The sequence below is a fragment of the uncultured Bacillus sp. genome, assembly GCF_958411575.1.
Taxonomy (GTDB): domain Bacteria; phylum Bacillota; class Bacilli; order Bacillales; family Bacillaceae; genus Bacillus; species Bacillus spizizenii.
This window is the reverse complement of sequence record NZ_CATYRA010000001.1, coordinates 424,557-451,159: the sequence shown is the minus strand read 5'-3', so window position 1 is coordinate 451,159 and position 26,603 is coordinate 424,557. Positions and strand designations below refer to the sequence as shown.

Genomic DNA, 26,603 nt, shown 5'->3' with positions numbered 1-26,603 from the left:
GCCGCAAATGCGCAAAAACAGAAAAGGAAGCGAGCTTCACGTGTCATCTTGAACGTGGTTCATGTATAATAAACATTAGTGATTTTCCGATGAAAATGTAAGGCGGGATAGAATGAGTCGATATAAGAAGCAGCAAAGTCCCTTTTACCAGGGGGATTTGATTTTTATATTTGGTGTGTTTTTTATTATAAGCGTTCTGGCGATTTATGCTGCCGGTCAATTTGGGCAGTATGGGGATAATGCTTGGATGAAACAAATTGTTTATTATGTTTTGGGGGCTATCGCCATTTCGGTGTTGCTGTATTTCGATTTGGAGCAGCTTGAAAAGCTTAGTTTATATGTATTTTTGTTCGGGATTTTGCTTCTCTTGATATTGAGAGTCAGTCCTGAGTCTATTGCACCAGTGAAAAACGGTGCAAAAAGCTGGTTTCAGTTTGGTTCTGTAACGTTACAGCCCTCTGAATTTATGAAAATCGGACTCATGATGATGGTTGCCTCAGTGATTTCAAAGGCCAGCCCCAAAAAAGTCCGAACGCTCAGAGATGATGTGCATCTTTTACTGAAGATTGCAGGTGTATCGGTAGTACCAATCGGACTTATCCTTCTTCAAGATGCTGGTACAGCTGGGATATGTATGTTTATTGTGATTGTCATGATCTTTATGTCAGGAGTAAACTGGAAGCTGATCGCAATCATTGGCGGTTCAGGTATCTTATTTATTTCTCTTATCTTGTTAGTTATGATTAATTTTCCTGACGCTGCTAAATCAGTGGGGATTCAAGAGTATCAAATAAAGAGGGTAACATCTTGGGTTTCTGATTCAAATGGAACAACTCAGGAAGATGCAAATAGCAGCTGGCAGGTTGATCAGGCCGTCATGGCTATCGGCTCAGGCGGCATTCTCGGAAATGGCGTTCACAATTTGAAGGTATATGTACCAGAAGGACAGACCGATTTTATCTTTGCCATTTTGGGTGAAAGCTTCGGATTTATAGGCTGTGCGATTGTCGTCATTATGTTCTTCTTCTTAATCTACAGGCTTGTCGTTCTGATTGACAAGATACATCCGTATAACCGTTTCGCATCTTTCTTTTGCGTTGGATTTACGGCGTTAATAGTGATCCACACATTCCAGAATATCGGGATGAACATCGGCATTATGCCTGTTACCGGGATTCCGTTGCTGTTTGTCAGCTACGGGGGAAGCTCGACGCTTTCCACGCTAATCGGCTTCGGGATTGTGTATAATGCTAGTGTGCAGTTGACGAAATACAGAAGTTATCTCTTTAATTCTTAATATGCAGACAGCCTTGAAAAAGGCTGTCTTTTTTATTAAAGAGCATTTCACTTTTGAGTTCACTATTTTTCGGATATGATAAAAAGAGATAAGGAGGTTCTTGTGATGAATAACACAATCGAAACCATTTTAAATCATCGGTCGATCCGGTCTTTTACTGATCAGCTTCTGACAGCTGAAGAAATTGATATATTAGTGAAGAGTGCGCAGGCTGCGTCTACGTCCAGCTATGTACAGGCGTATTCGATTATCGGGGTTTCCGATCCTGAGAAAAAACGTGAGCTGTCTGTGCTTGCCGGAAATCAGCCTTACGTTGAGAACAACGGGCACTTTTTTGTATTTTGCGCGGACTTGCACCGCCACCAAAAACTGGCTGAGGAAAAAGGCGAAAATATTTCTGAGCTGCTCGAAAATACGGAAATGTTTATGGTTAGCTTAATTGATGCAGCGCTGGCAGCGCAAAATATGAGCGTTGCCGCTGAATCTATGGGGCTTGGCATTTGTTATATCGGCGGCATTCGGAATGAACTGGACAAGGTGACAGAGGTGTTGCAAACGCCTGACCATGTGCTTCCGCTTTTCGGTCTGGCAGTAGGCCATCCTGCGAACCTATCCGGCAAAAAACCAAGATTGCCAAAGCAGGCTGTCTATCATGAGAATACGTATAATGTAAACGCAGACGATTTCCGCGACACCATGAATGCGTATGATCAAACCATTTCTGATTATTATAGAGAAAGAACAAACGGACAGCGGGAAGAAACGTGGTCTGATCAGATTCTGAACTTTATGAAGCAGAAGCCGCGTACCTATTTAAATGACTATGTGAAGGAAAAAGGCTTTAATAAAAACTAAAGCAAACCTCTCCGCTTCGGAGGGGTTTTTATGTTTCACGTGTAACATATTCCGACAAATAGAGACATGCTATCACAAATAAATGGCGAATGATCGGGAAACACTGATAAGCAGTGTGAGCGGCTTTGGAGAAAAAATAAGGGATCAGTGATACGATGAGGATGAGGTGGTAGGGATGATTTCATTAAGTATATTAGATCAATCTCCTGTATCTGAGGGCAGTTCTGCAGCAACAGCATTACAGCAAACCGTTGCGCTTGCGCAAGCTGCTGAGGACCTTGGATATAAGAGATTTTGGGTTTCTGAGCATCACTTTTCAAAGCGGCTGGCAGGATCAAGCCCTGAGGTGCTGATTAGTCATATAGCGGCGAAAACGGAGCGAATCCGTGTTGGATCAGGCGGAGTTATGCTGCCGCATTACAGCGCTTATAAAGTAGCAGAGAATTTCCGTGTGCTGGAGGGGCTGACACCGGGAAGAATTGATCTGGGGCTTGGCAGAGCACCAGGTGGAATGCCGATTGCATCATGGGCGCTGAATGACGGCGGGAAGCGCAATGCCGATCAGTATCCGCAGCAAATCGAGGAGCTGACCATGTATTTGCATGATTTGGCGGATGACAAACACCGTTTTCCGAATCTGACGGCCGCGCCGCATATTTCAACTGCACCTGATGTGTGGCTGCTCGGCTCATCTGGAGAAAGCGCGCTGCTTGCCGCTGATTCAGGTGCTGGCTATATGTTTGCCCACTTTATCAATGGTGAGGGCGGAGAGGATACGGTCAGGCAGTATAAGAGACGATTCAAGCCATCTGTATTAGGAGACACGCCCCGAGCGGCAGTCGCTGTTTTCGTTCTTTGTGCTGACACGGAGGAGAAGGCAGAGGAGCTTGCAGCCGTGCTTGATTTTACGCTTTTGGCAGGGGAGCAGGGCATTCCTTTAGAAGGTGTTCCTTCGTATGAAGCTGTTCGGCAAAATACGTACTCCCCTTATGAACAGAGACGAATTGCGGATAACCGAAATCGAATGATTGTCGGCACGAAAGAACAGGTGAAGGAGCAGCTGGTAGCTTTGAGTAAGGCGTATGGAATTGAGGAAATCATGGCGGTGACCATTACGCATCATTTTGAAGATAAGCTCCGTTCTTACCGCTTGTTGCAGGAGGCATTTGCGAATTAATCTGAAAAAAGCCCCGCCGATTCGGCAGGGCTTCTTATTATTCAACGGTAAAAGGCTCTTCAGTCAGAACCTGGCTTGATTTGCCTTTGTTTGCGGCATAGGCGAGCAAGTAATATTCTCCGGCAGGAAGCTTGGTTCCGCCATTGATCGTGCCGTCCCAGTCAAAGTACTGATAGCCCTTATCTTGATTTTTATAAATGCCGGCTTGGCCTGCAAAATCAAGGTTGCTGTCATAGACGAGGAATGCCAGCTCTTCTGCTCCTGCAGGAAGGTAGGTCTCAATTTGATAGGTGCCTTGCACAGACCCTTCGCTGACGGAGACAGATGTTACTCTCGGATAATCCGGCTCTTTAACGATCAGCAATGTAGGCACCTTGGCGACGGTTTTTCCGCCTTCTCTGACGATAACCGTTCCTTCATAGGTGCCAGCTTTTGTTTTCTTTGTATTGACCTTTACTTTTGCAGTGGCTTTTCCGGTTTTATGTGCCGGAATCACAACTCGGCTTGTGCCGGATGTGGAGATGCCGCTGTCGTTAAATGAGTATTCAAGTGTGTATGACTTTCTAATGGAAGATTGGTTTTCAATCGTAAACGTTTCTTTTTTCGTTTCGTTTCCGTTTTCCTTCAAGAATGTACCGTATGAATAGCTTCCAGGTGAGACGAGCGAGTCGGCTTTGAGCGCGTTCATGATTCTCGCGCTGCCTGCACCTTGGGCGTTATGCGGATACACTTCTCCGTCGCCATCCTTTAAGGTGACAGCGGTATTCATGATGGCAGCTTTGATCTGTTCAACGCTCCATTTTGGTTTGGCTTGTTTGATAACGGCAACCGCTCCGGCAATATGAGGAGATGCCATGCTTGTTCCTTGTTTTGATCCGTACCCGTATGGGTTGTTAGGATCGTGTGTCGGAATGGTGCTGACGATATTGACGCCTGGTGCGGAAATATCCGGCTTAATCATCCACGTATCCATAACAGGGCCGCGTGATGAGAAATCAGCCACTTGCTCACCGAGCGATTTTGATACACTTAGCCCGAATGTTGCTTTCGTTTCACCGGCTTTCATAGCGCTGACGAGTTTTTCACCGTCTTCTAATGAAAGCTTAATCGTTGGCACAGACATGCCTGGCACATTGGATTCAATTTCTCCAGAGAGGTTGTTATACACAACCATGCCGATGGCACCGGCTTTTTTAGCATTATCGGCTTTATCCACAAACGCAATGCTGCCCCGTTTGACAACAGCGACTTTGCCTGTCAGATCTTTTCCTTCAAAATCCTTTGCTTCGCCGATTCCCGCTTCCACAAGTTCAACTTCTTTGCTATTAAGCGCTTTGACGTCGTCCTCTTTGTTATAGCCCATCACTTTTGCTGAAGAATAGGAGCCGAAAGTGACGGCATATTCGTTGAGTGGCAGCTGGGTCGCACCGACGGAAATCGCTTCTCTTGATGTGCCAGGCGATCCGACTGTCCAGCCGTTCGGGCCGCTGTTGCCGTTTGACGTAACCGCGACAACGCCTTCTGACATGGCCCAGTCAAGCGCTGTGCTTGTCGCCCAGTCCGGGTTGTTTAAAGAGTTTCCGAGAGACAGGTTCATCACATCTGCGCCGTCCTGTACAGCACGTTCCACGCCGGCAATGACGTTTTCCGTTGTACCGCTTCCGCCAGGACCTAACACGCGGTAAGCGAGAAGTGTGGCATCAGGCGCAACCCCTTTAATCGTTCCGTTTGCGGCCACAGTTCCGGCTACGTGTGTGCCGTGGTCAGTTGCTCCGCCCCTCGGATCACCTGTTGGTGTTTCTTTTGGATCGTAATCATTGTCTACAAAATCGTATCCTTTATATTGTCCGAAGTTTTTCTTCAGATCAGGGTGAGTGTATTCAACCCCAGTATCAATAATGGCCACCTTGACGCCTTTTCCTGTGTAGCCTAAATCCCAAGCATCGTTTGCTCCGATATACGGCGCGCTGTCATCCATTTGCGGAGATACGGCGTCCTCGGAAATCGTGACGTCTTTATCCTTCATATTGTCTGTTTTATACGTGACGTTCGGGTATACTGCCTTAACGTCTTTTACCGCGAGAAGTTTTGGAATTTCATTAGCTGGGAGCTTCATAGAAAAGCCTGAGAATACCTGCTCATATTCCCGGTGTACTTTCCCGTTTTTCACCGCTTTGAGGGCTTTGTTTTTGGCTGTAGTGCGAGCGTTTTTCAGCTTGTTTTTCGTTTGGCTTTCTCCCGCTTCCTTCGCCTCTGCCAAGGATTTTTCTTTTAATTCCACGATAACGGTTGTTTTTTTGCTTGTTGTCATGTCAATATCACCGAATACCTCGGCTTTTTCCAGGTCAGTCGACGTTTTTGAAGAAGCCGGAGCTGCCTGTACTCCTGTCATACCTGTGGATAACGTAAAAAATACAACAAAACTTAGAAGTAGAGAGCGAATGATCCCCTTATTCAATGTGTTTCCCCCTTTGTGTTTAGAAAAAATGTTAAAGACCTAGTATATATTTCTTGAAAATTCAAAAAAATCCTTGTGTCATTTGGACCATTTATTGGTTTTTGTTTGTGTATAAGGAAGGAGTTATACACAGAACCCTGTGTATAAGTGAATAAACCTGTGTATATATATAGTTGGGAATATATGTTCTTATACAAAATATAGATGGGGTTTGTGGACATGTGGATATCTATTGTGATTAAGTTGTTCTTATCTTTGGGATAACTTGTGTATAAAGTTTTTAAAGCAGTTCTCCAATTTTCATTTCATTTCTTTCAGCTTTCAACAAAACTTCTAAAAACTAGTTGGTTTTTTCACTCATATTGTGACAAAGAATTCTCTTTCCGCAGTCTATTATAGAGTCATGAGTTTTGCTAGAGCCGCTAGTTTGCGAGAAAAGAAATCGGCCGTCTTTTCCCGTGGGCTGCGGCTGAGAAAACGGGCTGCTAAAAGGCTGCCTGCCAAAAAGAAGCGGAGGGATGTTTTTCTATGAAACGTTTGCTTGTATCTTTACGGGTGTGGATGGTCTTTTTGATGAACTGGGTGACGCCGGACAGAAAAACTGCGGCTGCCGCTGTCTATTCGGCTCAGCGTACATACCAAAGAAAAGCGGCGGTGCAGGCCGCGGGACTTGTTTCGTTTTATGAGTGGCGGATGGCTGTGAATGAGGAAGAAAAACAAAAAGCGAAAGCCGCCGCGCTTTATAAAAGAAGATGTTTGCAAGCCTTCAAGGAATCGCCAAAGCAGGAGAGAGCTGGCCCGCATCTTTACATGGCGGTCAAAAGGAGGTAAAATCCCAGTCAAAAGCTAATTGGCGGGAGAGATAGCCTCTTGAAAATCTATAAAGTACTAAACAACAATGCGGCTTTAATAAAAGAGGATGATCAGGAAAAAATCGTGATGGGACCAGGAATCGCTTTTCAAAAAAAGAAAAATGACCTCATCCCTATGAATAAAGTGGAAAAGATCTTTGTCGTGCACGACGAGAATGAAAAGTTTAAACAAATCCTGCAAACACTGCCGGAGGAGCATATTGAAATAGCTGAGGATATCATCAGCTATGCGGAAGGGGAGCTCGCGGCGCCGCTGAGCGATCACATTCATATCGCGCTTTCTGACCATTTGTCCTTTGCGATCGAAAGGATTCAAAATGGGCTGCTTGTGCAGAATAAATTGCTGCATGAGATAAAAGCGCTCTATAAAAAAGAATACGAGATCGGCCTGTGGGCGATCGGACATGTAAAAGAGACATTGGGCGTGTCTCTTCCTGAAGATGAAGCGGGTTATATTGCCCTTCACATCCATACGGCGAAGATGGATGCGGAGAGCATGTATTCAGCGCTGAAGCATACGACCATGATCAAAGAAATGATAGAGAAAATAGAACAATACTTTAATCGAAAGGTGGATGAAAACAGCATTTCCTATCAACGCCTTGTCACGCATTTGAGATACGCAGTCAGTCGGTTGGAATCAAATGAAGCGCTCCATCGTATGGACGAGGAGATGCTTTATTTCATCCAAAAAAAGTATTCATTTGCCTATCAATGTGCGCTTGAGCTGGCAGAGTTTTTGAAAAGTGAATATCAATTACATTTGCCGGAGTCCGAGGCCGGCTATATCACGCTGCATGTCCAGCGTCTTCAAGATCTCTCGGAATAACCGCTTTGACTTGCAGGGAGTGATCTCTGGAAGTTTTTTTATTTATCGGGATTGAGCGTGTAATACATCCAGCCCATCATGACCATTCCCGCGGTCAGGTTGCCGAGTGTAACGGGAATTAAGTTTCTGACTGCTCCCATTACTGTCACTGTATCAGGGTGCTCGATCAAAAGTGAGATGGCGAATGTGCACATATTGGCAATGCTGTGTTCGAAGCCGGAAATGAAGAAGCAGAAAACGAAAAGCATCATGGTAAAGAGCTTTGCCCCTTCCCCTTTAAGAGACATTGGAATGAAAAAGGCGAGGCACACAAGCCAATTGCACAGCATCCCTCTGAAAAACAGTTCGGAAGCGGGCGGCTCCATTTTGTGCTCTGCCAGATGAATCAAAAAGGAATGAACAGAAGCCTCCTCAAAAAGCCCTGTCGCGCTGATCAGAATGGCAAATAGAATGGCGCCGATCAAATTGCCGGCATAGCTTGACATCCACAGGTACAGGGTGTCTCGCCAGCGAATTTTTTTTCGGAGCGCGGTATAAGTGAAATAAAAAGTGTTGCCAGTAAATAAATCTCCGCCTCCGTAAGCAATCAGCAGAATAGCGGCCCCGAATGTGACAGCGGCTGCCGGAAAAGCAAACGGAGAATCCGCCATAGAGAAATAACTGCCTGTTTTGCTTGCGGCTGTAATGCCGAATCCGATAAACATGCTGGCCAAAATGGATCTGAGCACATAACGGATTTTGCTAGAAACAAATATGTTTAGTTTGTTCAAAGCGTACTGTTCAACTTTTTGCAATGCTTGAGTTTCCATTGTTTTTTCCTGCTTTCTTTGATGGTTGAGCATAGTATAGCACGATATTGTGAAGTTTTTCACAAATAGTTTTTACGAATTTTTGTCTAAAAGTTTTATCAAACTATTTAACTAAAAAACAGTTGACGAAAACGCTATCATAATTTATGATGAAAGCGTATTCTCAATCTGAATAAGCGGGATTGTGACTGGTAAAGCAGGCAAGACCTAAAATTTGCGTAAATGAAAAAGGATCGCTGTGTCCTTTATTCGTTGGCGAATTTTAGGTCTTTTTTGTTTAAATAAAAGGGGGAGAAACAGATGGATTACAAAGAGACTGCAAAACGCCTCATTGAACTTCTCGGGGGAAAAGAAAACATTATCAGCGCGGCTCATTGTGCAACAAGACTGCGTTTAGTGATGAAAGATGAATCAAAGATAGATCAAGCACAAGTAGAAGAGCTTGATGGCGTAAAAGGCGCTTTCAGCAGCTCTGGCCAGTACCAGATTATTTTCGGAACAGGCCTTGTCAATAAGGTGTACGATGCTTTTTCTAAGGAAGCTGATACTGAGCGTGAAGAACACGTAAATCACCAGGATGCAGCAAAAGAAAAACTGAATCCCGCTGCGAGATTTGCGAAAACGCTTTCTAATATTTTTGTTCCAATCATCCCGGCTATTGTGGCCAGCGGCCTATTAATGGGATTATTGGGTATGATCAATGCGTTTCATTGGATGAGCAAGGATTCTGCGCTGCTGCAGCTGCTCGACATGTTCTCAAGTGCGGCATTTATTTTCTTGCCGATTTTAATCGGTGTCAGTGCTTCAAAAGAGTTTGGAAGCAACCCTTACTTGGGAGCGGTCATCGGAGGTATCATGATTCATCCGACGCTTTTGAATCCATGGGGTTTGGCGGAAGCAACCCCTGATTATATGCATCTGTTCGGATTTGATATCGCGCTTCTCGGCTACCAGGGAACTGTTATCCCTGTCTTGTTGGCGGTTTATGTGATGAGCAAGGTAGAGAAATGGACAAGAAAAGTAGTTCCGCATGCGGTAGATTTGCTTGTTACACCTTTTGTTACAGTGATTGTCACTGGATTTGTCGCTTTTATCGCGATTGGTCCTTTGGGCAGAGCGCTTGGCTCCGGGATTACGGTTGCTTTAACTTATGTATATGACCATGCCGGTTTTGTCGCGGGTCTGATTTTCGGGGGCACATATTCACTTATCGTTTTGACAGGCGTTCATCACAGCTTCCATGCGATTGAGGCAGGGCTTATTGCAGATATAGGCAAAAACTACTTGCTGCCGATCTGGTCAATGGCGAATGTCGCACAGGGCGGTGCCGGCCTTGCCGTCTTCTTTATGGCGAAGAAGGCAAAGACAAAAGAAATCGCGCTTCCGGCTGCATTTTCCGCTTTTCTCGGCATTACTGAGCCAGTCATATTCGGAGTCAATCTTCGCTACCGAAAACCGTTTATCGCCGCGATGATCGGAGGCGCATTGGGCGGTGCATATGTCGTCTTTACACATGTTGCTGCAAACGCTTACGGGTTAACGGGTATTCCGATGATCGCTATTGCGGCGCCGTTTGGCTTTGGCAACCTGGTCAACTATCTGATTGGAATGGCGATTGCGGCAGTGTCAGCATTCATTGCAGCGTTTATCATGAAGATTAATGAGGATGAGGAGAGAAAAAAATGACAGCACATGATCAGGAGCTTCGTCGCCGGGCTTATGAAGAAGTGGAGAAAAATGAACCTATTGCTAATAGCGATCCGCACCGCCAGCATTTTCACATCATGCCGCCGGTTGGGCTGCTAAATGACCCAAATGGCGTGATATATTGGAAGGGCAGCTATCATGTGTTTTTCCAGTGGCAGCCGTTTCAGACGGGGCACGGTGCGAAATTTTGGGGGCATTATACGACACAGGATGTGGTAAATTGGAAGCGGGAAGAGATTGCGCTCGCTCCGAGTGATTGGTTCGATAAAAACGGCTGCTACTCAGGCAGCGCTGTCACGAAAGACGGTCGGCTCTATCTGTTTTATACAGGAAATGTAAGGGATCAGGATGGGAATCGGGAAACATATCAGTGCCTTGCTGTATCTGACGACGGATTGTCCTTTGAGAAAAAAGGTGTTGTCGCCCGCCTCCCAGAGGGATACACGGCACATTTTCGCGATCCGAAGGTATGGGAGCATGAAGGCACATGGTATATGGTGATCGGTGCGCAAACGGAGAATATGCAAGGACACGCTGTGTTGTTTGCTTCTGATAACCTGACAGAGTGGAGATTTCTCGGCCCGATAACCGGCGCGGGCTTCAACGGGCTGGACGATTTTGGGTACATGTGGGAATGCCCTGATTTGTTTTCCCTTCAAGGGTCCGACGTGCTGATCGTCTCGCCTCAAGGGCTTGAGGCCGATGGTTTTCGTTATCAGAACGTATACCAATCAGGTTATTTTGTCGGACGTCTCGATTATAACAAGCCTGAACTGAAGCATGGCGATTTTACGGAGCTTGATCAAGGCTTTGATTTTTACGCGCCGCAAACACTTGAAGATGATCAGGGGAGGCGGATTTTGTTTGCATGGATGGCTGTGCCTGATCAGGATGAAGGGTCTCATCCGACGATTGACTATCACTGGATCCACTGTATGACGCTGCCGAGACAGCTGACGCTATCAGGGCAAAAGCTGATTCAGCAGCCGCTGCCTGAGCTGAAAGCCATGCGCAGGAATGAGAAGAAAATACAAATCAACATGCATGGATCATCTGGTACGCTTCCAGTTGAAAACCCTGAAAGAGCTGAGATCTTGATCGAAGACATTGATACACAGTCCGGTTTTTCAATCAGTATCCGCGGAACGGCTGCGTTCTCTTTTGATAAGGAGGAGGGGATTGTTACGCTGGAGCGAACGAGCTTCGACGGAAAACGAACAGAAGCGAGACATTGCCGCATCAAGGATTTGCATACTGTGCATATGTTTATTGACGCGTCATCTATAGAAATCTTTATCAATAATGGAGAAGAGGTCTTTAGTGCAAGATATTTTCCTTTCCCGGGAAATCATGAAGTAACAGCCAGCTCGACCGGAAAATCTAAAATGAACGTCGGAATTTGGACCCTTATGTAGAAAATCCTTCTATTTTCTTATGTGAAATCTGTGCCATCTGTGCTATTCTTCAACGATAACCTCTATTTTTTTCTGTAAAAGGAGTTGTTTTCTTGAATATACATGAACAGAAGATAACACCGGAATGTTTGGAAAAGGCTGCGGACCAAGTTGAAGATAAGCGGGAAGAATATAAGGATGTGTTGCTTCAGCTGAAAAAAATGCTTGGCGGAACAACACCGCATAGTGAAACGGCGGAAATTCTAACGCGAGCATATGAGCAAATGAAGGAATATGCTCTTTTTGTTCAGTCGATCGAAGCATTTTTGAGGCAATCTGCGAACAATTTAAAAGTCAAATAAACAGGCTGCCGATGGGATCGGCAGTTTTTCAGTGAAAAGTCTTCGGTCATATAAAAAGGCTGCCTCTCTGTAAGGCAGCCTTTTGTGTTTATGATTGTTTATTCAGGCGCAGCGCAGAATGCTTCGTAGGTCCGACATACTGGTTTAGCGGGAAGGATTCTTTAATGGCAGCGGTAATGAATTCTTTCGCTGCGTAAATGGCTTCTTTGACTTCTGCGCCTTTGGCGAGCTCCGCTGTCACGGCTGCTGAGAAGGTACAGCCTGCGCCATGTGTATAAGGTGTATCGATCATTTCGCTTTCAAGGACTTCCGCTGTTTCTCCGTCATAGAGGACATCAACGGCTTTTTCGTGCTTGAGTTTGCCCCCGCCTGTAATGACAACATATTGAGCGCCGAGTGCGTGAATTTTTTTCGCGGCTTCGATCATATCATCAACTGTTTTTAATTCATCCATGCCGCTGAGCTGGCTGGCTTCAAACAGATTCGGCGTAATGACAGTGGCTAGCGGCGCTAGTTGTTCACGCAGGGCTTGGGCGTGCTCCGGATAAAGGACTTCATTAGCTCCTTTGCAAACCATGACCGGGTCAATGACCACATTTTTTAATTGTTTTTCTTTGATCGTTTTTGCCGCAAGCTCGATAATATCAACGGTTGGCAGCATTCCTGTTTTCATGGCGTCCACGCCGATGCCGTCCGTAATCGTTGCAAGCTGGGCGCGGATTGTATCAGTATCAATCGGGAACACTTGATGGTCCCAGCTGTTGTTCGGGTCCATCGCAACGATCACCGTTAAGGCGGTCATCCCGTATACGTTTTTTTCTTGAAATGTTTTTAAATCAGCTTGAATCCCAGCACCGCCGCTGGAATCCGAGCCGGCAATGGTGAGTGCTTTATGCATAGACATGTCTTGAACCTCCATCATGTTTTGTCTTTCATTATAGTTAGATTTTCTCTGTATCACAATATAGAAGAACGATAGGAATCATTTGACAATAGCAAGAGGCTTTCATAAAATGCTACATAAGATTACTAGGTAGGAGTTTTGTGATGTTAAATCGTGAGCTGGTGAAGGGCAGCACTGTTATATTGGTATTGTCGCTTCTGAACGAGCGGCCGATGTACGGCTATGAGCTTGTAAAAGAAATGGGAAGCCGCAGCGGAAATGAGCTGCAGATGAAAGAAGGGACCTTGTATCCTTCTCTCCACAAGCTTGAACGCCAAGGGTTTATTTCTTCATATTGGGAGAAGCAGGAGAAAGGGCCGGACCGCAAATATTACCGGATTACAGATGAAGGCCAAGAGGTACTGGTGGAACGTACGAAGGAATGGAGCGTATTTTCGGCTATGATGGACCGAATGCTGAAACGGGGCGGGCAGAATGGATAAAGAAACGTATTTATCTGAAATCAAAAACGGGCTTAAGGAGCTCCCTGAAGGCGAGGCAGTGATAGAAGAGATTGAGAGCCATATTGAACATCATTTGTTCCACTCTTTTCAGGAAGGGAAGAGTGAGGCGGAAGCTATGCAGATTTTATTACAGGTATTCGGAACGCCTGCTGACATTGTTTCTTCGTTTAAAAAAGAACAGCCTGTAACGTTCCGTTCGTTTTTGATGTTCCATCTTTTCTGTAACAGCGCACTATTCGCTGTCGGTATCATCATTACAATGATGTATGTCTGGCTTGAATCACCGATTGTGCATGCGGTATGGAAAGGCATTTCTGTTTCTGTGTGGCTGATCTTAGCTATATATATCATCTACTGGGTGCTGATTGGGTATCAAGGAGTGAGGGAGTTTGGAAAACGCGGAGAACAGCTTGTGTTACATACGATTCTGATTTCAATGGTGCCAAACGTCATTTTTATGCTTTTTTTTCTGTTCAATGTAATTCCTGCTGCACTGTTTCAATCCTTGCTGACACCTGGATTTGTCGGAACTTGTGCTTGTGCAACGCTATTATTTCCGTTATTCGGCCGAATGGGCTGTTATATTGGCAGGCGTCAGCTTGCCTAATTTTTTAGGTATATACATAGAATTACTATGTAAGGAAGGTGTATGTCGTGAAGCTTAGCTCTTGTTTGTATGGTTTTGTAGCTCATGGAGCAGTATTTTTACTTACTGGCGGCTGTATGCTCTTGGCTATGGCAGCCAGCTTGCCTATTGTTTTTCTGTTTGATCGGCTGCCTGATGTCGTATTTACAGCCGGTGCTATTCTTTTTCTGTTAGGTTCCTATGCTTACGTCTGGTTTTTAGCGGTCCGGTTTGCATATAATCAGAAAATGCGCCTGTTTGATGTTCAATTAGGGTCCTTTGTGTTGCTGGCTTTCATGGTATCTTTGTATTTACTAGATGGATCAAGTATGACAGACATAGTCAGGAATTGGGACGATGCAGGCTGTGCTTTTGTTCCGCCGGCTTTTTCATTCTTATGCTTTACTTATGCGCTGGTGCTGCTGCCGGTCTATCAATCTAAGCTGTGGCATCTGATCCTCCCGAATGGCGTCCGCCTGAAAGATCTCTTTCATGTATTGGGAGATCTGGTACTGATCTTGATGCTTCTGATCGGAGCCACTTTACTGTTTCGATCATTTTAGTTTGCCGTTTCGGTAGGATATTCCCACTGATCTCCTGTCCAATATATGTTTTAATAGTACATGACTATGAAAATGAGAAGGAGAGCATCATGAAGATTTCTATTGTAATTGTGACCTATAATCGGATTCCGGCTTTGTGTGAGCTTCTGGAGTCGATTTCGCAGCAGACCTTGAAGCCGTATGAAATTATTATTGTGAATGATGCCGGGGAATCGGTCGTGCCAGTCAAAGCACTGTATCCGGAGCTGCCCATTGCCGTCATCAATTTAGAAAAGAACTCGGGGCATGTGGCTGCGAGAAATGCCGGTGTAAAAGAGGCGTCTGGCGATTGCATTATGCTTTGTGATGACGATGATTTCTTTACACCGGGGCATGTGGAGAGAATGGCGAAGGAAATAGAAACGGCAGATTTTGTTCATTCTGATGCGGAAATCGTCTCGTTTGACGAGAAAAACGGAACAAGATATCCAGTTTCGCGGAAGCTGTTTGCTTATACCGCTGACTACGAGGATATGAGAGTGTTCTCTACATACGTTCCGTCGGGCAGTATGTACAGACGTTTTCTGCATGATGAAATCGGGTATTTCGATGCTGATGTGCACAATTATTGGGATTGGGATTTTTATTTGCGCGCGGCGAAGGAGTACCGGGTGAAGCGTGTCCCTTGCGCGAGTGTGATTTATGCCTTCAGTGACGCGGGAGACAATCAGTCCGCGGACCTTGGCGCCAAGCGGAAACAATATTTGGATCGTTTAAGTGAAAAGCACGGACTCGGGGAACTGCCGACGAAAAACTTTGCCGTCCTGCTTGAAGAGCCTGAGATGAAAAGACGGGAAGCACAAAGTGAGATCGTTTGGGATGGCAAACCTGTCTATTCCAGGCTTCATCGTTCGTAAGGAGGCCTGAATCTTGAAACAGCTTTTACAGGACAGCTGGTGGAATCAGCTGAAGGAAGAGTTTGAAAAACCATATTATCAAGAGCTTAGAGAAATGCTGAAGAGGGAATACGCGGAGCAAACGATTTATCCGGACAGCCGGGATATTTTTAATGCGCTGCATTATACCCCGTACGATGATGTCAAGGTCGTTATTCTGGGGCAGGATCCGTATCACGGGCCAGGACAGGCTCAAGGTTTAAGCTTCTCCGTAAAGCCGGGTGTGAAGCAGCCGCCTTCATTAAAAAATATCTTTCTTGAGCTGCAGCAGGACATCGGGTGCAGCATCCCGAATCACGGATCGCTTGTCAGCTGGGCAAAGCAAGGGGTTCTATTGCTGAACACTGTGCTGACAGTAAGGCGCGGACAGGCGAATTCCCATAAGGGAAAAGGCTGGGAGCATCTGACGGACAGGGTTATTGACGTTCTGAATGAAAGAGAACGGCCGGTTGTCTTTATTTTGTGGGGGCGGCATGCTCAAATGAAAAAAGAACGGATCGACACCTCCAAACATTTTATCATTGAATCCACGCATCCCAGCCCGTTCTCTGCAAGAAACGGATTTTTCGGGAGCAGGCCGTTTTCCCGGGCGAATGCGTGCTTGGAGAAAATGGGAGAGGCCCCGATTGACTGGTGTATACCGGATTTGTAAAAAAAGCGCAGATATTCTGCGCTTTTTATTTAAGTATTTTCCGAATCATTCGCAGCCCGTTTTTGGAGGAAGGATAACGAAATGCGAAGTCGAAGCGGTTCGTTTGTTTGACGACGCTTTTTTTGTGCGTAAATGTATTGAAACTGTCAAATCCGTGATAGCTGCCGATGCCGCTTTCTCCGACCCCGCCGAATGGCAAATACGGTGTCGCGACGTGCATTAATGTATCATTGACACAGCCCCCGCCAAACGACAGGTTCTCTAAAAATGCCCGCTCGACTTCTTTATTTGTGGTGAAGACATACAGAGCGAGCGGCTTTGGACGCGATTGGACTTTCTCAATGACTTCGCCGATATCGCTGTATGTAAAGAGCGGAAGAATCGGCCCGAAAATCTCCTCCTGCATCACTGGAGAGTCATCCTTCACTTGCTCAAGAATCGTCGGGGCTATTTTGTGGTGATCAGGATCAGACTGTCCGCCTGTGAGCGGAACACCATCATTCAGAAAGCTGAGCAGCCGCTGATAGTGGCGCTCACTGACGATTTTGCCGTACTGCGGATTACGTTCGGGCTGAGGGCCGTAAAAATCACTAATCGCACGCTCCATTTCTTCTATGAGCTTCATTTTGACGTCTTCGTGGATAAATAAATAATCCGGTGCGATGCAGGTTTGTCCCGCATTCGTGAATTTCCCGAAGATAATGCGTTTGGCGGCAAGCTGTATGTCAGCATCCTTATGGACAATGCAGGGGCTTTTGCCGCCGAGCTCCAAGGTAACGGGGATTAATTGTTTGGCGGCAGCCTCCATGACGATTTTTCCCACGGCAACGCTGCCGGTAAAGAAAATATAGTCAAAGGGCTGCTGTAATAATGCTGTGCTGACGTCGGGCCCACCTTCCGCCATAGCGACATAATCATTCGGAAAAACGCTGCTGATGAGTTTGGAAAGAACAGCGGAAACAGCCGGCGTATACTCTGACGGTTTGAGAACGACCGTGTTCCCCGCGGCAATAGCTCCAATCAAGGGAGAAAGCGCCAGCTGCAGGGGATAGTTCCAAGGCGCAATCACCAAAACGGTTCCATACGGCTCAGGGATGATGATGCTCTTGGAGCCTAGATGAGTCAGTGGCGTTTTGACTCGTTTCGGCTTGATCCATTTCCCCAGCCGTTTCATCACAAAGCTGATTTCCTCCAACACAATTCCGATTTCTGTCGTATACGCCTCCTGTTCAGATTTGTGGAGATCCTGATAGAGAGCGGCTGTTAAATCGGCTTCATGTGTTTTAATCGCTTGTTTCAGCTTCTGCAAAATATCCAGTCTCGATTCAAGCGGTCTCGTATGTCCTGCGGCAAAATAGGCTTTTTGCTTGCTGACGATAGAGGGGATGCTATTCATTCCGTCGCTCCTTTTTTGTAAAGTATGGTGATTTATTATGTGAAAAATCTCTTCTGCTTGTCAAATGCGCAAGGTTTGTCAGAAAAAATAACAAACTCTTATCTGCGTTTGGGGCAGGAATTTGATAAAATGCAGGAAGACGACATTTATTTTTTGGAGGGTTCTTGATGAACATTCATATATCTGCTTTGATTCAAAAGATGGAAGAGGAGCTGAAAAAAGCAAAGACAGCTGAACGGGATGAGGAACTGAAGCGTTGCGTAGCGGTTGTCCGTTCTTTGTGTGACGTCGTGCTGGATCAGCCGGAGACCGCGAGCGCGCCCCGCATACAGCCGAGCAGCACGCCGAGTCCTGCCGCACCGCCATCGACAGACCAGCTGATGATGGAAAAAATGATGGGAAGCGCGGGATTAAACAAATATCGAAAGCAGGAGAAAGAGAAGCAGGAAGAGGACGGAAACGGAGAGTCTTTATTTGATTTTTAATGAGAAAGGTTGAGCTATGTGAAATTGGTTCTTGGTGCGCTGCAATGGACAGCGTTTATTATTGCTGCGGCGATTGTTGTTCCGGTGGCGATTGCCCAGTCGTTTCATTTGGATCACTCAGATTCTGCGAGATTGATCCAAAGCACCTTTTTTGTGCTGGGAATTGCCGCCGTCATTCAGTGTTTGAAAGGCCACAGACTGCCGATCAATGAAAGCCCCGCGGGCTTGTGGTGGGGAGTGTATACGATCTACGCCGGGCTGACGGGAACTGTGTTTGCTACATATGGGGACACACTGCGCGGTTTGCAGGGAGCTCTTCTTGTAAGCGCTGTATGTTTCTTTTTGTTAAGTGTCTTCAAGGTCATTGACCGGCTTGCCGCCTTGTTTACCCCGGTTGTAACGGGCGTCTATTTATTGCTGCTTGTGATGCAGCTGAGTCAGCCCATCATAAAAGGAATTCTCGGAATCGGCTATCGTAAGGACGGTGTGGACGGTCTTGTATTTGGCCTGGCGCTTGTTGTTATCGCTGCCGCCTTTATGATGACAAATTCGAACATCATGTTTTTTAAGCAATATTCTATTTTATTGGCCCTGTTCGGCGGGTGGGTGCTGTTTGCGGCTGCCGGAGCGGCAAAGCCGATGGAAATGCCGGATCGGCTGTTTCAGCTGCCTTCCTTGTTTCCTTTTGGCGCCCCGTTATTTAACAGCGGCCTGATCATCACCTCAATTTTTATTACCATCTTGCTGATCGTAAATATGCTGGCGAGCATGAAGGTTGTGGACATCGCTGTGAAGAAATTCGGCAAACAGCCGGATGAACAGCATCATGAACGACATGCCGGTTTTGCCGCCTCATTCAGCCATCTGCTGAGCGGTTTGACAGGAGCCATTGCCCCGGTTCCGATTTCGGGAGCCGCAGGTTTTATTGAGACGACTAAAATGTCTTCTAAAAAACCGTTTATGATCGGCAGTATTTTGGTTGTCGTGATCAGTGTGATCCCGTTTTTTATGAATGCGTTTGCGAGCCTCCCGTCACCCGTTGGATTTGCGGTAAACTTTGTTGTGTTCTCCGCAATGGGAGGTCTGGCCTTCGCAGAATTTGATTCATATGAGAAAGCAGAACTGAAAAGGGTGCGGTCTGTCATCGGCATCTCGCTGCTGACAGGGGTCGGTATCATGTTTGTTCCTGAAACTGCATTAAAGGGATTGCATCCGGTATTTATTTCTTTGTTAAGCAACGGGCTCGTATTAGGGACGCTTGCTGCAATAGCAGCAGACCAGTTTCAGCTTTGGCGCAGGAAAAAATCCGACAATCTCGTGTCATCGGAGAACAAACGTTGAATTTTGGTACAGGTGCGATAAGATAAATGATATGAGTTTAACGAAAAGGCGGGAGAGATAGATGAAAGTTTTTATCATACTAGGGGCCATTAACGCTCTGCTTGCTGTGGGACTCGGGGCATTTGGCGCTCACGGATTAGAAGGGAAAATTCCTGATAAATATCTTCAGGTTTGGCACACAGGCGTGCAGTATCATATGTATCATGCCCTTGGGCTTTTTGTTGTCGCGTTTCTCGCCGATAAATTATCCGGCATCGGCAGTGTCACGACAGCTGGCTGGCTGATGTTCGCGGGAATTGTGCTGTTTTCCGGAAGCTTATATATTCTCAGTGTGACGCAAGTCTCCATTCTTGGGGCTATTACCCCGCTCGGCGGTGTGGCGTTTATTATTTCTTGGATTATGATCGTTGTCGCAGCCGTCAAATATCTATAAACAAAAAAGCCAATCCTCATGATATGAGTGATTGGCTTTTTCTTTATCTTGGCGAATAGGACGACATGGAGTATGGATACGTATACGCAATTTCTTCATCAAATGTAATGTAATCGAGGTAGATTGTCAGGAGCAGGTAGCGTGTTCCTGATTTCGGGTCGCTGAGAATAATGTGATCCCGGCCCGCAGCCTCGATGACGCCGCGAAAGATCTTCGAGCCCCATTCTTTGCTGTTTTCAAATGTCATATAAATGGTGGCTGTTTTTCCCCGGTTCAGGCGTAAAATATTCTCAATGTAAGATTCCTCAACAGGCAGCATGCCGGGAACGTTTTGGCCCGGCGCTGACGGTGTCGGGCCCGATGGGATTTGAAACCCGCCGCCCTGCTGCTGGCCCGGGAAGCCGAAGCCCTGCTGTCCTTGCTGTCCTTGCTGCCCCTGCTGCATTGGCATCATTGGCTGCATCCCCATCATCTGCATTTGTCCGCCTTGGCCTTGCTGCGGGTACGGATTGGCGCCGTACTGAGGCTGATACCCCTGCATATTATCAAATCCCTGCATTTGTTGATATTGATTTTTTTTCGGTTTCATATCGTTCCTCCTTTTTATGAAAACCAATCAAAACATGTTCCGGATGTATAGATGAACGCTCCGCGATGACTCACCTCCGATGGAAAACGATTTTAGTCGCTGGTGCGATTTTTATCTCTTTCACCTTATGAGGCTGATGCTTGGAATATGCGGAAAAAGAGCAGCAGACGGCATAGATTTCAATCTGGGCAGCCGCTGTTTTTCATAGACATACACAAACTTTTCTCATATTGGTTTGTATCCCTAGCGCAATTTGCGCATAAGCAACATAAGATAACGTTAGTTTCAGGTGTGAAGTTTCAAGAAGGAGGTGTAGGATTTGCCGAAAGTATCAGTCATTATGACGAGCTATAACAAAAGCGATTATGTGGCAAAGTCCATTTCTAGCATACTCTCACAAACGTTTTCAGATTTTGAATTGTTTATTATGGATGACAACTCCAATGAAGAGACGCTGAATGTAATCCGTCCTTTTTTGAATGATAACCGAGTGCATTTTTATCAAAGTGATGTATCTGGAGTAAAGGAAAGAACAGAAAAAACGAGGTACGCGGCGTTGATCAATCAGGCGATTGAGATGGCGGAAGGTGAATATATCACCTATGCAACGGATGACAACATCTATATGCCGGACCGGCTCCTGAAAATGGTGCGGGAGCTCGATGTCCATCCTGAAAAGGCTGTGATTTACTCAGCCTCCAAAACCTATCATTTAAACGAGAATGGCGACATTGTGAAAGAAACTGCCAGGCCTGCCACTCAAGTGACATGGAACGCGCCGTGTGCCATCGACCATTGCTCGGTGATGCATAGGTTTTCTGTGCTTGAGAAGGTAAAGGAGAAGTTTGGCTCCTATTGGGATGAAAGCCCGGCGTTTTACCGAATCGGGGATGCCCGGTTCTTTTGGAGAGTCAACCATTTTTATCCGTTTTACCCGCTGGCTGAGGAGCTGGATCTGAATTATATTACCGACCAATCGATTCACTTTCAACTGTTTGAATCAGAAAAAAATGAATTCGTCAGGAACCTTCCTCCGCAGCGCAATTGCCGCGAGCTGCGTGAATCATTAAAAAAGCTTGGAATGGGGTGAGAGCTTGTCGGCCTATTTAAGCAATTATTGGGTGTTGTACCGGAAGTATGTTGAGCTTTTTGACAGACTTCGCTATAAGGGGATTCCGCTTGGGCTTATCAGTAATTTTTATCAATACATCAGTCCTGAGCTTAGAGTAATGATGGAAGAAAACCCGGAGTTATTCGGATCGGTGGATCAGCATATCGATGAAGGGCAGATTCAGCCGTTTTTTGAAGAAAAGATACAAAATATAGTCAAATCAAATGAAAAACCTGGTAAGGGGAAAGTCATTTTGCACTTTGATTACCTGCGTTTTTCAAATGAAAATTACTATCAATTTGACCCTGAAAAAACGGCTGTTTTGGCCAGATGGAGTTTACCGCATTATTGTGATCTGCCTGTGATTAGCAAGCGTGAGATTGCGGAATCATGCCAAAAAGGCGATCCGAAGCCGTATCTCGAAACAGCCTGTTCGATTCTCACCCCTTTTGATGACCATCCAGCATTCGGTGATCAAGCATTTCGCGACCGGCTTTATAAAGATATTCCTTTATTTATGGAAGCCATTGATACGGTTGATACGCTGTTTGAGCAGGAGAAGATTTCTGCCGTTGTCGTCGGAACGGCAGAAGATATTTACAGCAGGGTGCTCGCTCTCATGTGTCAAAGGAGAGGGGCCATCAGCATCTGTCTTCAGCATGGCGCATTGATGGGAGATGAAGCCTTCATTCCTGTTTTTACAACCTATCAAGCTGTTTTTGGTGCGTATGAAGCGGAGTGGTTCATACGAAAAGGCTGTAAACCTGAGCAGATTCTCGTAACGGGACATCCGCGCTTCGATCAGATTTTTAACAGAACCCCTATGGACATGTCCACATTCTATCGAAAACTTGCTTTTCATCCATCTAAAAAAATCGTGCTCATTGCGACCCAGCCCTTTTCGGAAGATTTTTATTCCGGTGTGCTTGAAGGGCTTTCTGATCAGAAACAGCTGCAAATTATCATTAAACCTCATCCTTGGGAAATCGGAAAAAACAAGCTTGATCTGTATCACGCTGCGGCGAAAAAACATAACGCATGCAGAGTCATCAAAAAGGAGCTAGATCTGTATGATTTGCTGCCGTATGCTGACGCGGCAGTGACGCAAACCTCAACAGTCGGACTTGAAGCCATGCTGTTTCAGAAGCCTGTGCTGATCGGGAAATCATCCGGAAACCGCTCGTATCCGTATTATGAGTCACTTGGCGATTTTATGTTTGATCAGCCGGATGAACTGGCGCGCACCTTGATTGAGGTTCTTCGAAGTCCCGCCGTGCATCAAAAAGCAGAAGAGGCGCGCATGGCATTCACAGCAGCCAATTATCCGGTAGCAGAATCAACAAACGCTTTATTTTCAGTACTGAAAGCCAAAACAGGGGTTGATTACAGGCGGGAAGACACTGAATAAAATGATAGGAGCGCAAAGAAATGGTGCAAAAGAGAAATCATTTTCTTCCTTACTCATTGCCGTTAATCGGTAAGGAAGAAATTCAGGAGGTCACAGAAACGCTTGAATCGGGATGGCTCTCCAAAGGCCCGAAGGTTCAGCAGTTTGAAAAAGAATTTGCCGCGTTTGTCGGGGCGAAGCACGCCGTGGCGCTGAATTCATGTACCGCTGCTCTATTTTTGACTTTGAAAGCAAAAGGGATCGGGCCGGGTGACGAGGTCATTACCTCTCCGCTTACGTTCAGCTCGACCGCCAATACGATTATTCATACAGGAGCGACGCCTGTATTTGCGGACATTGACGAAAACACGCTCAATATTGACCCGGTAAAGCTTGAGGCGGCCGTCACACCGCGTACGAAAGCAGTTGTACCCGTCCACTTCGGCGGGCAGTCCTGTGATATGGATGCAATATTGGCAATTGCCCAAAAGAATGGCTTATTCGTGCTGGAGGATGCGGCACATGCTGTGTATACGACTTATAAGCAAAGAATGATCGGTTCTATCGGGGACGCGACGGCATTTAGCTTTTATGCCACTAAAAACCTGGCGACAGGGGAAGGCGGCATGCTGACGACAGACGATGAGGAGCTTGCCGATAACATCCGGGTGCTGAGCCTTCACGGCATGAGCAAAGCCGCATGGAACCGTTATTCTTCAAATGGCAGCTGGTATTATGAAGTTGAATCGCCCGGCTATAAGATGAACATGTTTGATTTGCAGGCGGCTCTCGGTCTTCATCAGCTAAAACGGCTGGATGATATGCAGGAACGGAGAGAAGAGCTTGCCGGCCGCTACCAAGCCGCTTTTCAGCAGATTCCGGGGCTGATCACGCCGTTTGTTCATGATGACGGCAGGCACGCATGGCATTTATATGTTCTGCAAGTTGATGAAAAACAGGCCGGTGTCACGCGCAACGAAATGATTACGGCATTAAAGGATGAATACAATATCGGCACAAGCGTTCATTTTATTCCGGTACACATTCATCCGTATTATCAAAAGCAATTCGGATTTAAGGAAGCGGACTTCCCGATTGCCATGAATTACTATAAACGAACCCTGTCGCTCCCGCTCTATCCATCAATGTCCGACGAGGATGTAGATGATGTCATTGAAGCTGTGCGGGATATCGTAAAAGGGGCTGGTTAAGTGTACACGGTAAAAGAAAATGTCACCAAAGAGGCGATTGAGAATTTTCTCCAAAGCAGGCAGCTTACACTGGACGTTCCGTATCAATTTTCCCTCGGCCTTTTTGAAAACAGCAGGCTCCAAGGCGTCTTGCTTTACGAAGATTCTCTGTGGGAAAGCCAGATGCTTCAGAAGAAAGTCATGAACGTCAAACTTCTTGCGGCAAACAGCGCCGGGCAGCTGAAGAGGCTGTTTGAAGCTTTTTATTCTGTACGCCAAATGGATGAAACGGATTTTATCTTTGTTCGTGTTCCGGCTGAAGATATCGGAGCCGCGCATGTGATACAGCAGCAGCCATCCTCTTACTTTGTCGGCAGTCTGCTGAAGCTGGCGAAGCCCCCGTCTTTTTATGACAAAACAGCGCCGTTTTTTGAACTGGTCCCCCCTGAGCCTGGAGACACAGAAGCGATATGTGAGCTGGCCCGAGACTCGTTTACAAAAAGCAGATATTTTCAAGATCCTCATCTCAGCCGTGAAGCAGCAAACAAAATTTTTCAGGAGTGGACACGAAACAATCTGAATGGAAGGGCGGCTATAAACATTGCCGCTAAGCATAATGGCGAGGTCATCGGCTATCTTCAGGGCTTATCAAGAGACGATGAATGTATTCTCGATTTGATGGCTGTGAAGCCGGGATTTGAAGGAAAACGTATCGCGTTTCATTTATTGGCGAATCTCATAGAACAACCAGAGACCCAGAAGCATAAAACGGTAACAGCGGGGACACAGCTTCACAATGTAAGGGCGATCCGCCTTTATGAAAGAATGGGCTTCACCGCTGAACAATCATATTATTATTATCATATTTGGCCGGGCAAGGGGGAGAAATAATGGCAGGGTTTCAGATCGCAAATAAGACTGTAGGCAAAGACGCGCCTGTATTTATTATTGCCGAGGCAGGAATTAATCATGACGGAAAGCTTGATCAGGCCTTTGCGCTGATTGATGCAGCTGCAGAAGCTGGAGCGGATGCCGTGAAATTTCAAATGTTCCAGGCTGATAAGATGTATCAGAAAGATCCTGGTTTGTACAAAACAGCGGCGGGTAAGGACGTCTCTATTTTTTCTTTAGTTCAATCAATGGAAATGCCAGCTGAGTGGATTTCTCCGCTATTGGATTACTGCCGTGAAAAGCAGGTGATTTTTTTAAGCACAGTATGTGACGAAGGGTCAGCCGACCTGCTTCAGTCCACCTCGCCGAGCGCTTTTAAAATCGCATCCTATGAAATTAACCATCTTCCGCTGCTCAAATATGTCGCTCGTATGAACAGGCCGATGATATTCTCGACAGCCGGAGCGGAAATTTCTGATATTCACGAAGCTTGGAGCACCATCAGGGCAGAGGGCAACGATCAAATTGCCATTATGCATTGTGTGGCGAAATACCCTGCGCCGCCGGAGTACAGCAACCTCAGCGTCATTCCGATGCTTGCCGCCGCTTATCCTGAGGCGGTAATCGGCTTCTCTGATCATAGCGAGCATCCGACAGAAGCGCCGTGTGCCGCGGTTCGGCTCGGAGCAAGACTGATAGAAAAACATTTTACGATCGATAAAAACCTGCCGGGCGCCGACCACTCGTTTGCGTTAAATCCGGACGAATTGAAAGAAATGGTCGAAAGCATCAGGAAAACCGAGGCCGAGATGAAACAAGGAATCAGGAAGCCGGTCTCTGAAAAACTGCTTGGCAGTTCATACAAAACAACGACCGCCATCGAAGGAGAAATCCGAAATTTTGCATACAGAGGGATTTTTACAACGGCTCTGATTCAAAAAGGTGAAGCATTTAGTGAAGACAATATCGCAGTGCTTCGCCCCGGGCAAAAGCCGCAGGGGCTGCACCCGAGATTTTTTGAGCTGCTGACCGGCGGCGTACGGGCTGTAAGAGACATTCCGGCCGACACAGGCATTGTCTGGGATGACGTTTTAATGAAGGACAGCCCGTTTCATGAATGATATCCTCTTTATCATTCAAGCCAGAATGGGTTCAACACGGCTTCCGGGAAAAGTGCTGCGTCGGCTTGGATCCAATCGCTTACTCGATATGATCGTTCACCGCGTCCGGCAAAGCGCGTTTTATCAAAAGGATCGGGATAATCTTGTCATCGCCACGTCCGATAAAGAAACTGACGACATATTAGAAGCGCACTGTGTTAAACATGGCTTTCGCGTTTTTCGCGGCAGCGAGGAACGTGTTCTCGACAGGTTTGTGAAGGTCATTGAGGCTGTCAAACCGACAGTTGTCATCCGGTTAACAGGTGAAAATCCGTTTGTTGATCCGGAGCTGCTCGATATGATGATTCAGGCGCATCTTGATCAAGGAGCGGATTATACGTATATCCTGAATACCCCGTTAGGGATTTGCGGCGAAGCGGTCAGCGCCAAGCTGTTAACAGACATCAGCCGCATTCAGGCGTTGGAGGATCAATATCAGGAGCATGTCACCTTATATGTAAGGGATCATCCAGATCTTTATCACGTTCAGTTTTTAGAGGCGCCGGAACAATTTCGCGGCCCTCAATACCGGCTGACCATTGACACAAAGGAAGACTATGAATCGATAAAGGCCCTTTATCAAAAAGCAGGCGAGCGCCCTGATGTATCCGCCTCAGAGCTCATCAGCCTCCTGAACCGGTACCCTGATGCGGCAAACGAACGAGAGGCTGAATAGCC

Annotated in this window: 27 protein-coding genes; 22 read left to right on the top strand and 5 right to left on the bottom strand. The window is 46.3% G+C overall.

Features of this window, described 5'->3' with window-relative positions:
* Positions 1-112 precede the first annotated feature (112 nt).
* The 3 genes from Q5C82_RS02205 to Q5C82_RS02195 all read left to right on the top strand — a co-directional run bounded on the left by Q5C82_RS02205 (position 113) and on the right by Q5C82_RS02195 (position 3,329).
* Positions 113-1,297 (top strand): FtsW/RodA/SpoVE family cell cycle protein, encoded by a 1,185-nt coding sequence (locus Q5C82_RS02205; RefSeq protein ID WP_032727272.1) that lies wholly within the window; start codon positions 113-115, stop codon positions 1,295-1,297.
* A gap of 105 nt (positions 1,298-1,402) precedes the next feature.
* Complete coding sequence (gene nfsA, locus Q5C82_RS02200; protein ID WP_003222161.1) at positions 1,403-2,152, top strand: oxygen-insensitive NADPH nitroreductase; 750 nt, start codon at positions 1,403-1,405, stop codon at positions 2,150-2,152.
* Positions 2,153-2,327: 175 nt separating this feature from the next.
* Positions 2,328-3,329: an LLM class flavin-dependent oxidoreductase gene (locus Q5C82_RS02195; protein ID WP_003222159.1), complete on the top strand. Its 1,002-nt coding sequence runs from the start codon at positions 2,328-2,330 to the stop codon at positions 3,327-3,329.
* A 37-nt stretch (positions 3,330-3,366) separates the two neighbouring features.
* On the opposite strand, the gene vpr is transcribed toward Q5C82_RS02195, so the two are convergent.
* Positions 3,367-5,787, bottom strand: a complete 2,421-nt coding sequence (gene vpr / locus Q5C82_RS02190) for a serine protease Vpr (protein ID WP_003222157.1) — start codon at positions 5,785-5,787, stop codon at positions 3,367-3,369.
* Between the two features lie 528 nt (positions 5,788-6,315).
* Here vpr and Q5C82_RS02185 point away from each other — a divergent pair.
* Complete coding sequence (locus Q5C82_RS02185; protein ID WP_003222155.1) at positions 6,316-6,618, top strand: hypothetical protein; 303 nt, start codon at positions 6,316-6,318, stop codon at positions 6,616-6,618.
* 39 nt (positions 6,619-6,657) lie between these two features.
* Positions 6,658-7,488, top strand: a complete 831-nt coding sequence (sacT, locus tag Q5C82_RS02180) for a sac operon transcriptional antiterminator SacT (RefSeq protein ID WP_003222152.1) — start codon at positions 6,658-6,660, stop codon at positions 7,486-7,488.
* 38 nt (positions 7,489-7,526) lie between these two features.
* Here the strand turns inward: sacT and Q5C82_RS02175 are convergent, their stop codons facing one another.
* A complete protein-coding gene (locus tag Q5C82_RS02175; protein WP_003222150.1) occupies positions 7,527-8,297 on the bottom strand; it encodes a formate/nitrite transporter family protein in 771 nt (256 codons plus the stop codon).
* A 300-nt stretch (positions 8,298-8,597) separates the two neighbouring features.
* Between Q5C82_RS02175 and scrA the strand changes: the two genes are divergently transcribed.
* The 3 genes from scrA to Q5C82_RS02160 all read left to right on the top strand — a co-directional run bounded on the left by scrA (position 8,598) and on the right by Q5C82_RS02160 (position 11,760).
* Positions 8,598-9,983 (top strand): PTS system sucrose transporter subunit IIBC, encoded by a 1,386-nt coding sequence (scrA, locus tag Q5C82_RS02170; RefSeq protein ID WP_003222147.1) that lies wholly within the window; start codon positions 8,598-8,600, stop codon positions 9,981-9,983.
* Positions 9,980-11,419 (top strand): sucrose-6-phosphate hydrolase, encoded by a 1,440-nt coding sequence (gene sacA, locus Q5C82_RS02165; protein ID WP_003222146.1) that lies wholly within the window; start codon positions 9,980-9,982, stop codon positions 11,417-11,419. Before scrA ends, sacA begins: the two co-directional genes overlap by 4 nt.
* Before the next feature lie 92 nt (positions 11,420-11,511).
* Complete coding sequence (locus tag Q5C82_RS02160; RefSeq protein WP_003222143.1) at positions 11,512-11,760, top strand: hypothetical protein; 249 nt, start codon at positions 11,512-11,514, stop codon at positions 11,758-11,760.
* A gap of 88 nt (positions 11,761-11,848) precedes the next feature.
* Here Q5C82_RS02160 and Q5C82_RS02155 read toward each other — a convergent pair whose 3' ends face one another.
* Positions 11,849-12,664, bottom strand: coding sequence for a bifunctional hydroxymethylpyrimidine kinase/phosphomethylpyrimidine kinase (locus Q5C82_RS02155; protein WP_003222141.1), 816 nt, complete (start codon positions 12,662-12,664; stop codon positions 11,849-11,851).
* 143 nt (positions 12,665-12,807) lie between these two features.
* Here Q5C82_RS02155 and Q5C82_RS02150 point away from each other — a divergent pair, with 143 nt between their 5' ends.
* From Q5C82_RS02150 to Q5C82_RS02130, 5 genes are all read left to right on the top strand, one after another.
* On the top strand, positions 12,808-13,146 hold the full coding sequence (locus Q5C82_RS02150; RefSeq protein ID WP_003222139.1) for a PadR family transcriptional regulator: 339 nt from the start codon (positions 12,808-12,810) through the stop codon (positions 13,144-13,146).
* A complete protein-coding gene (locus Q5C82_RS02145) occupies positions 13,139-13,774 on the top strand; it encodes a permease prefix domain 1-containing protein (RefSeq protein WP_003222138.1) in 636 nt (211 codons plus the stop codon). The genes Q5C82_RS02150 and Q5C82_RS02145 overlap by 8 nt, the downstream gene beginning before the upstream one ends.
* Before the next feature lie 47 nt (positions 13,775-13,821).
* A complete protein-coding gene (locus Q5C82_RS02140) occupies positions 13,822-14,355 on the top strand; it encodes a hypothetical protein (protein ID WP_003222137.1) in 534 nt (177 codons plus the stop codon).
* An 89-nt stretch (positions 14,356-14,444) separates the two neighbouring features.
* A complete protein-coding gene (locus Q5C82_RS02135; protein WP_003222135.1) occupies positions 14,445-15,251 on the top strand; it encodes a glycosyltransferase family 2 protein in 807 nt (268 codons plus the stop codon).
* A 13-nt stretch (positions 15,252-15,264) separates the two neighbouring features.
* On the top strand, positions 15,265-15,942 hold the full coding sequence (locus tag Q5C82_RS02130) for a uracil-DNA glycosylase (protein WP_003222133.1): 678 nt from the start codon (positions 15,265-15,267) through the stop codon (positions 15,940-15,942).
* 25 nt (positions 15,943-15,967) lie between these two features.
* Here Q5C82_RS02130 and Q5C82_RS02125 read toward each other — a convergent pair whose 3' ends face one another.
* Positions 15,968-17,338, bottom strand: a complete 1,371-nt coding sequence (locus Q5C82_RS02125; protein ID WP_003222131.1) for an aldehyde dehydrogenase — start codon at positions 17,336-17,338, stop codon at positions 15,968-15,970.
* 167 nt (positions 17,339-17,505) lie between these two features.
* Here Q5C82_RS02125 and Q5C82_RS02120 point away from each other — a divergent pair, with 167 nt between their 5' ends.
* The 3 genes from Q5C82_RS02120 (at position 17,506) to Q5C82_RS02110 (ending at position 19,597) form a co-directional block, all read left to right on the top strand.
* Positions 17,506-17,823, top strand: coding sequence for a YwdI family protein (locus tag Q5C82_RS02120; protein ID WP_003222126.1), 318 nt, complete (start codon positions 17,506-17,508; stop codon positions 17,821-17,823).
* A gap of 18 nt (positions 17,824-17,841) precedes the next feature.
* A complete protein-coding gene (locus tag Q5C82_RS02115) occupies positions 17,842-19,164 on the top strand; it encodes a purine/pyrimidine permease (protein ID WP_003222125.1) in 1,323 nt (440 codons plus the stop codon).
* A gap of 61 nt (positions 19,165-19,225) precedes the next feature.
* The gene (locus Q5C82_RS02110) at positions 19,226-19,597 is read left to right on the top strand and encodes a DUF423 domain-containing protein (RefSeq protein WP_003222123.1); all 372 of its coding nucleotides are present in this window, start codon (positions 19,226-19,228) and stop codon (positions 19,595-19,597) included.
* Between the two features lie 43 nt (positions 19,598-19,640).
* Here Q5C82_RS02110 and gerQ read toward each other — a convergent pair whose 3' ends face one another.
* A complete protein-coding gene (gerQ, locus tag Q5C82_RS02105; RefSeq protein ID WP_003222122.1) occupies positions 19,641-20,186 on the bottom strand; it encodes a spore coat protein GerQ in 546 nt (181 codons plus the stop codon).
* Between the two features lie 319 nt (positions 20,187-20,505).
* Here gerQ and spsA point away from each other — a divergent pair, with 319 nt between their 5' ends.
* From spsA to Q5C82_RS02075, 6 genes are read left to right on the top strand one after another with little or no spacing between them, the layout of a single operon-like run.
* Positions 20,506-21,276, top strand: coding sequence for a spore coat dTDP-glycosyltransferase SpsA (gene spsA, locus Q5C82_RS02100; protein ID WP_003222120.1), 771 nt, complete (start codon positions 20,506-20,508; stop codon positions 21,274-21,276).
* A gap of 4 nt (positions 21,277-21,280) precedes the next feature.
* Positions 21,281-22,705, top strand: coding sequence for a CDP-glycerol glycerophosphotransferase family protein (locus Q5C82_RS02095; RefSeq protein WP_003222118.1), 1,425 nt, complete (start codon positions 21,281-21,283; stop codon positions 22,703-22,705).
* A 20-nt stretch (positions 22,706-22,725) separates the two neighbouring features.
* Positions 22,726-23,895, top strand: a complete 1,170-nt coding sequence (locus tag Q5C82_RS02090) for a DegT/DnrJ/EryC1/StrS aminotransferase family protein (RefSeq protein ID WP_003222116.1) — start codon at positions 22,726-22,728, stop codon at positions 23,893-23,895.
* Complete coding sequence (locus tag Q5C82_RS02085) at positions 23,896-24,765, top strand: GNAT family N-acetyltransferase (RefSeq protein WP_003222114.1); 870 nt, start codon at positions 23,896-23,898, stop codon at positions 24,763-24,765.
* Positions 24,765-25,886: an N-acetylneuraminate synthase family protein gene (locus tag Q5C82_RS02080; RefSeq protein ID WP_003222112.1), complete on the top strand. Its 1,122-nt coding sequence runs from the start codon at positions 24,765-24,767 to the stop codon at positions 25,884-25,886. Before Q5C82_RS02085 ends, Q5C82_RS02080 begins: the two co-directional genes overlap by 1 nt.
* Positions 25,879-26,601 carry a glycosyltransferase family protein gene (locus Q5C82_RS02075; protein ID WP_003222110.1) on the top strand — a complete coding sequence of 241 codons (723 nt, stop codon included), beginning with the start codon at positions 25,879-25,881 and terminating at the stop codon, positions 26,599-26,601. Before Q5C82_RS02080 ends, Q5C82_RS02075 begins: the two co-directional genes overlap by 8 nt.
* The last annotated feature ends 2 nt before the right edge of the window (positions 26,602-26,603 follow it).

Excerpts from the sequence above, each read along its gene's own strand:
- Q5C82_RS02125 (WP_003222131.1), bottom strand. The coding sequence starts at position 17,338 with ATGAATAGCATCCCCTCTATCGTCAGCAAGCAAAAAGCCTATTTTGCC.
- Q5C82_RS02110 (WP_003222123.1), top strand. The coding sequence starts at position 19,226 with ATGAAAGTTTTTATCATACTAGGGGCCATTAACGCTCTGCTTGCTGTG.
- nfsA (WP_003222161.1), top strand. The coding sequence starts at position 1,403 with ATGAATAACACAATCGAAACCATTTTAAATCATCGGTCGATCCGGTCT.
- Q5C82_RS02150 (WP_003222139.1), top strand. The coding sequence starts at position 12,808 with ATGTTAAATCGTGAGCTGGTGAAGGGCAGCACTGTTATATTGGTATTG.
- sacA (WP_003222146.1), top strand. The coding sequence starts at position 9,980 with ATGACAGCACATGATCAGGAGCTTCGTCGCCGGGCTTATGAAGAAGTG.
- Q5C82_RS02155 (WP_003222141.1), bottom strand. The coding sequence starts at position 12,664 with ATGTCTATGCATAAAGCACTCACCATTGCCGGCTCGGATTCCAGCGGC.
- Q5C82_RS02075 (WP_003222110.1), top strand. The coding sequence starts at position 25,879 with ATGAATGATATCCTCTTTATCATTCAAGCCAGAATGGGTTCAACACGG.
- Q5C82_RS02195 (WP_003222159.1), top strand. The coding sequence starts at position 2,328 with ATGATTTCATTAAGTATATTAGATCAATCTCCTGTATCTGAGGGCAGT.
- scrA (WP_003222147.1), top strand. The coding sequence starts at position 8,598 with ATGGATTACAAAGAGACTGCAAAACGCCTCATTGAACTTCTCGGGGGA.
- Q5C82_RS02205 (WP_032727272.1), top strand. The coding sequence starts at position 113 with ATGAGTCGATATAAGAAGCAGCAAAGTCCCTTTTACCAGGGGGATTTG.
- Q5C82_RS02185 (WP_003222155.1), top strand. The coding sequence starts at position 6,316 with ATGAAACGTTTGCTTGTATCTTTACGGGTGTGGATGGTCTTTTTGATG.
- Q5C82_RS02175 (WP_003222150.1), bottom strand. The coding sequence starts at position 8,297 with ATGGAAACTCAAGCATTGCAAAAAGTTGAACAGTACGCTTTGAACAAA.
- Q5C82_RS02145 (WP_003222138.1), top strand. The coding sequence starts at position 13,139 with ATGGATAAAGAAACGTATTTATCTGAAATCAAAAACGGGCTTAAGGAG.
- Q5C82_RS02090 (WP_003222116.1), top strand. The coding sequence starts at position 22,726 with ATGGTGCAAAAGAGAAATCATTTTCTTCCTTACTCATTGCCGTTAATC.
- Q5C82_RS02080 (WP_003222112.1), top strand. The coding sequence starts at position 24,765 with ATGGCAGGGTTTCAGATCGCAAATAAGACTGTAGGCAAAGACGCGCCT.
- Q5C82_RS02135 (WP_003222135.1), top strand. The coding sequence starts at position 14,445 with ATGAAGATTTCTATTGTAATTGTGACCTATAATCGGATTCCGGCTTTG.
- gerQ (WP_003222122.1), bottom strand. The coding sequence starts at position 20,186 with ATGAAACCGAAAAAAAATCAATATCAACAAATGCAGGGATTTGATAAT.
- Q5C82_RS02120 (WP_003222126.1), top strand. The coding sequence starts at position 17,506 with ATGAACATTCATATATCTGCTTTGATTCAAAAGATGGAAGAGGAGCTG.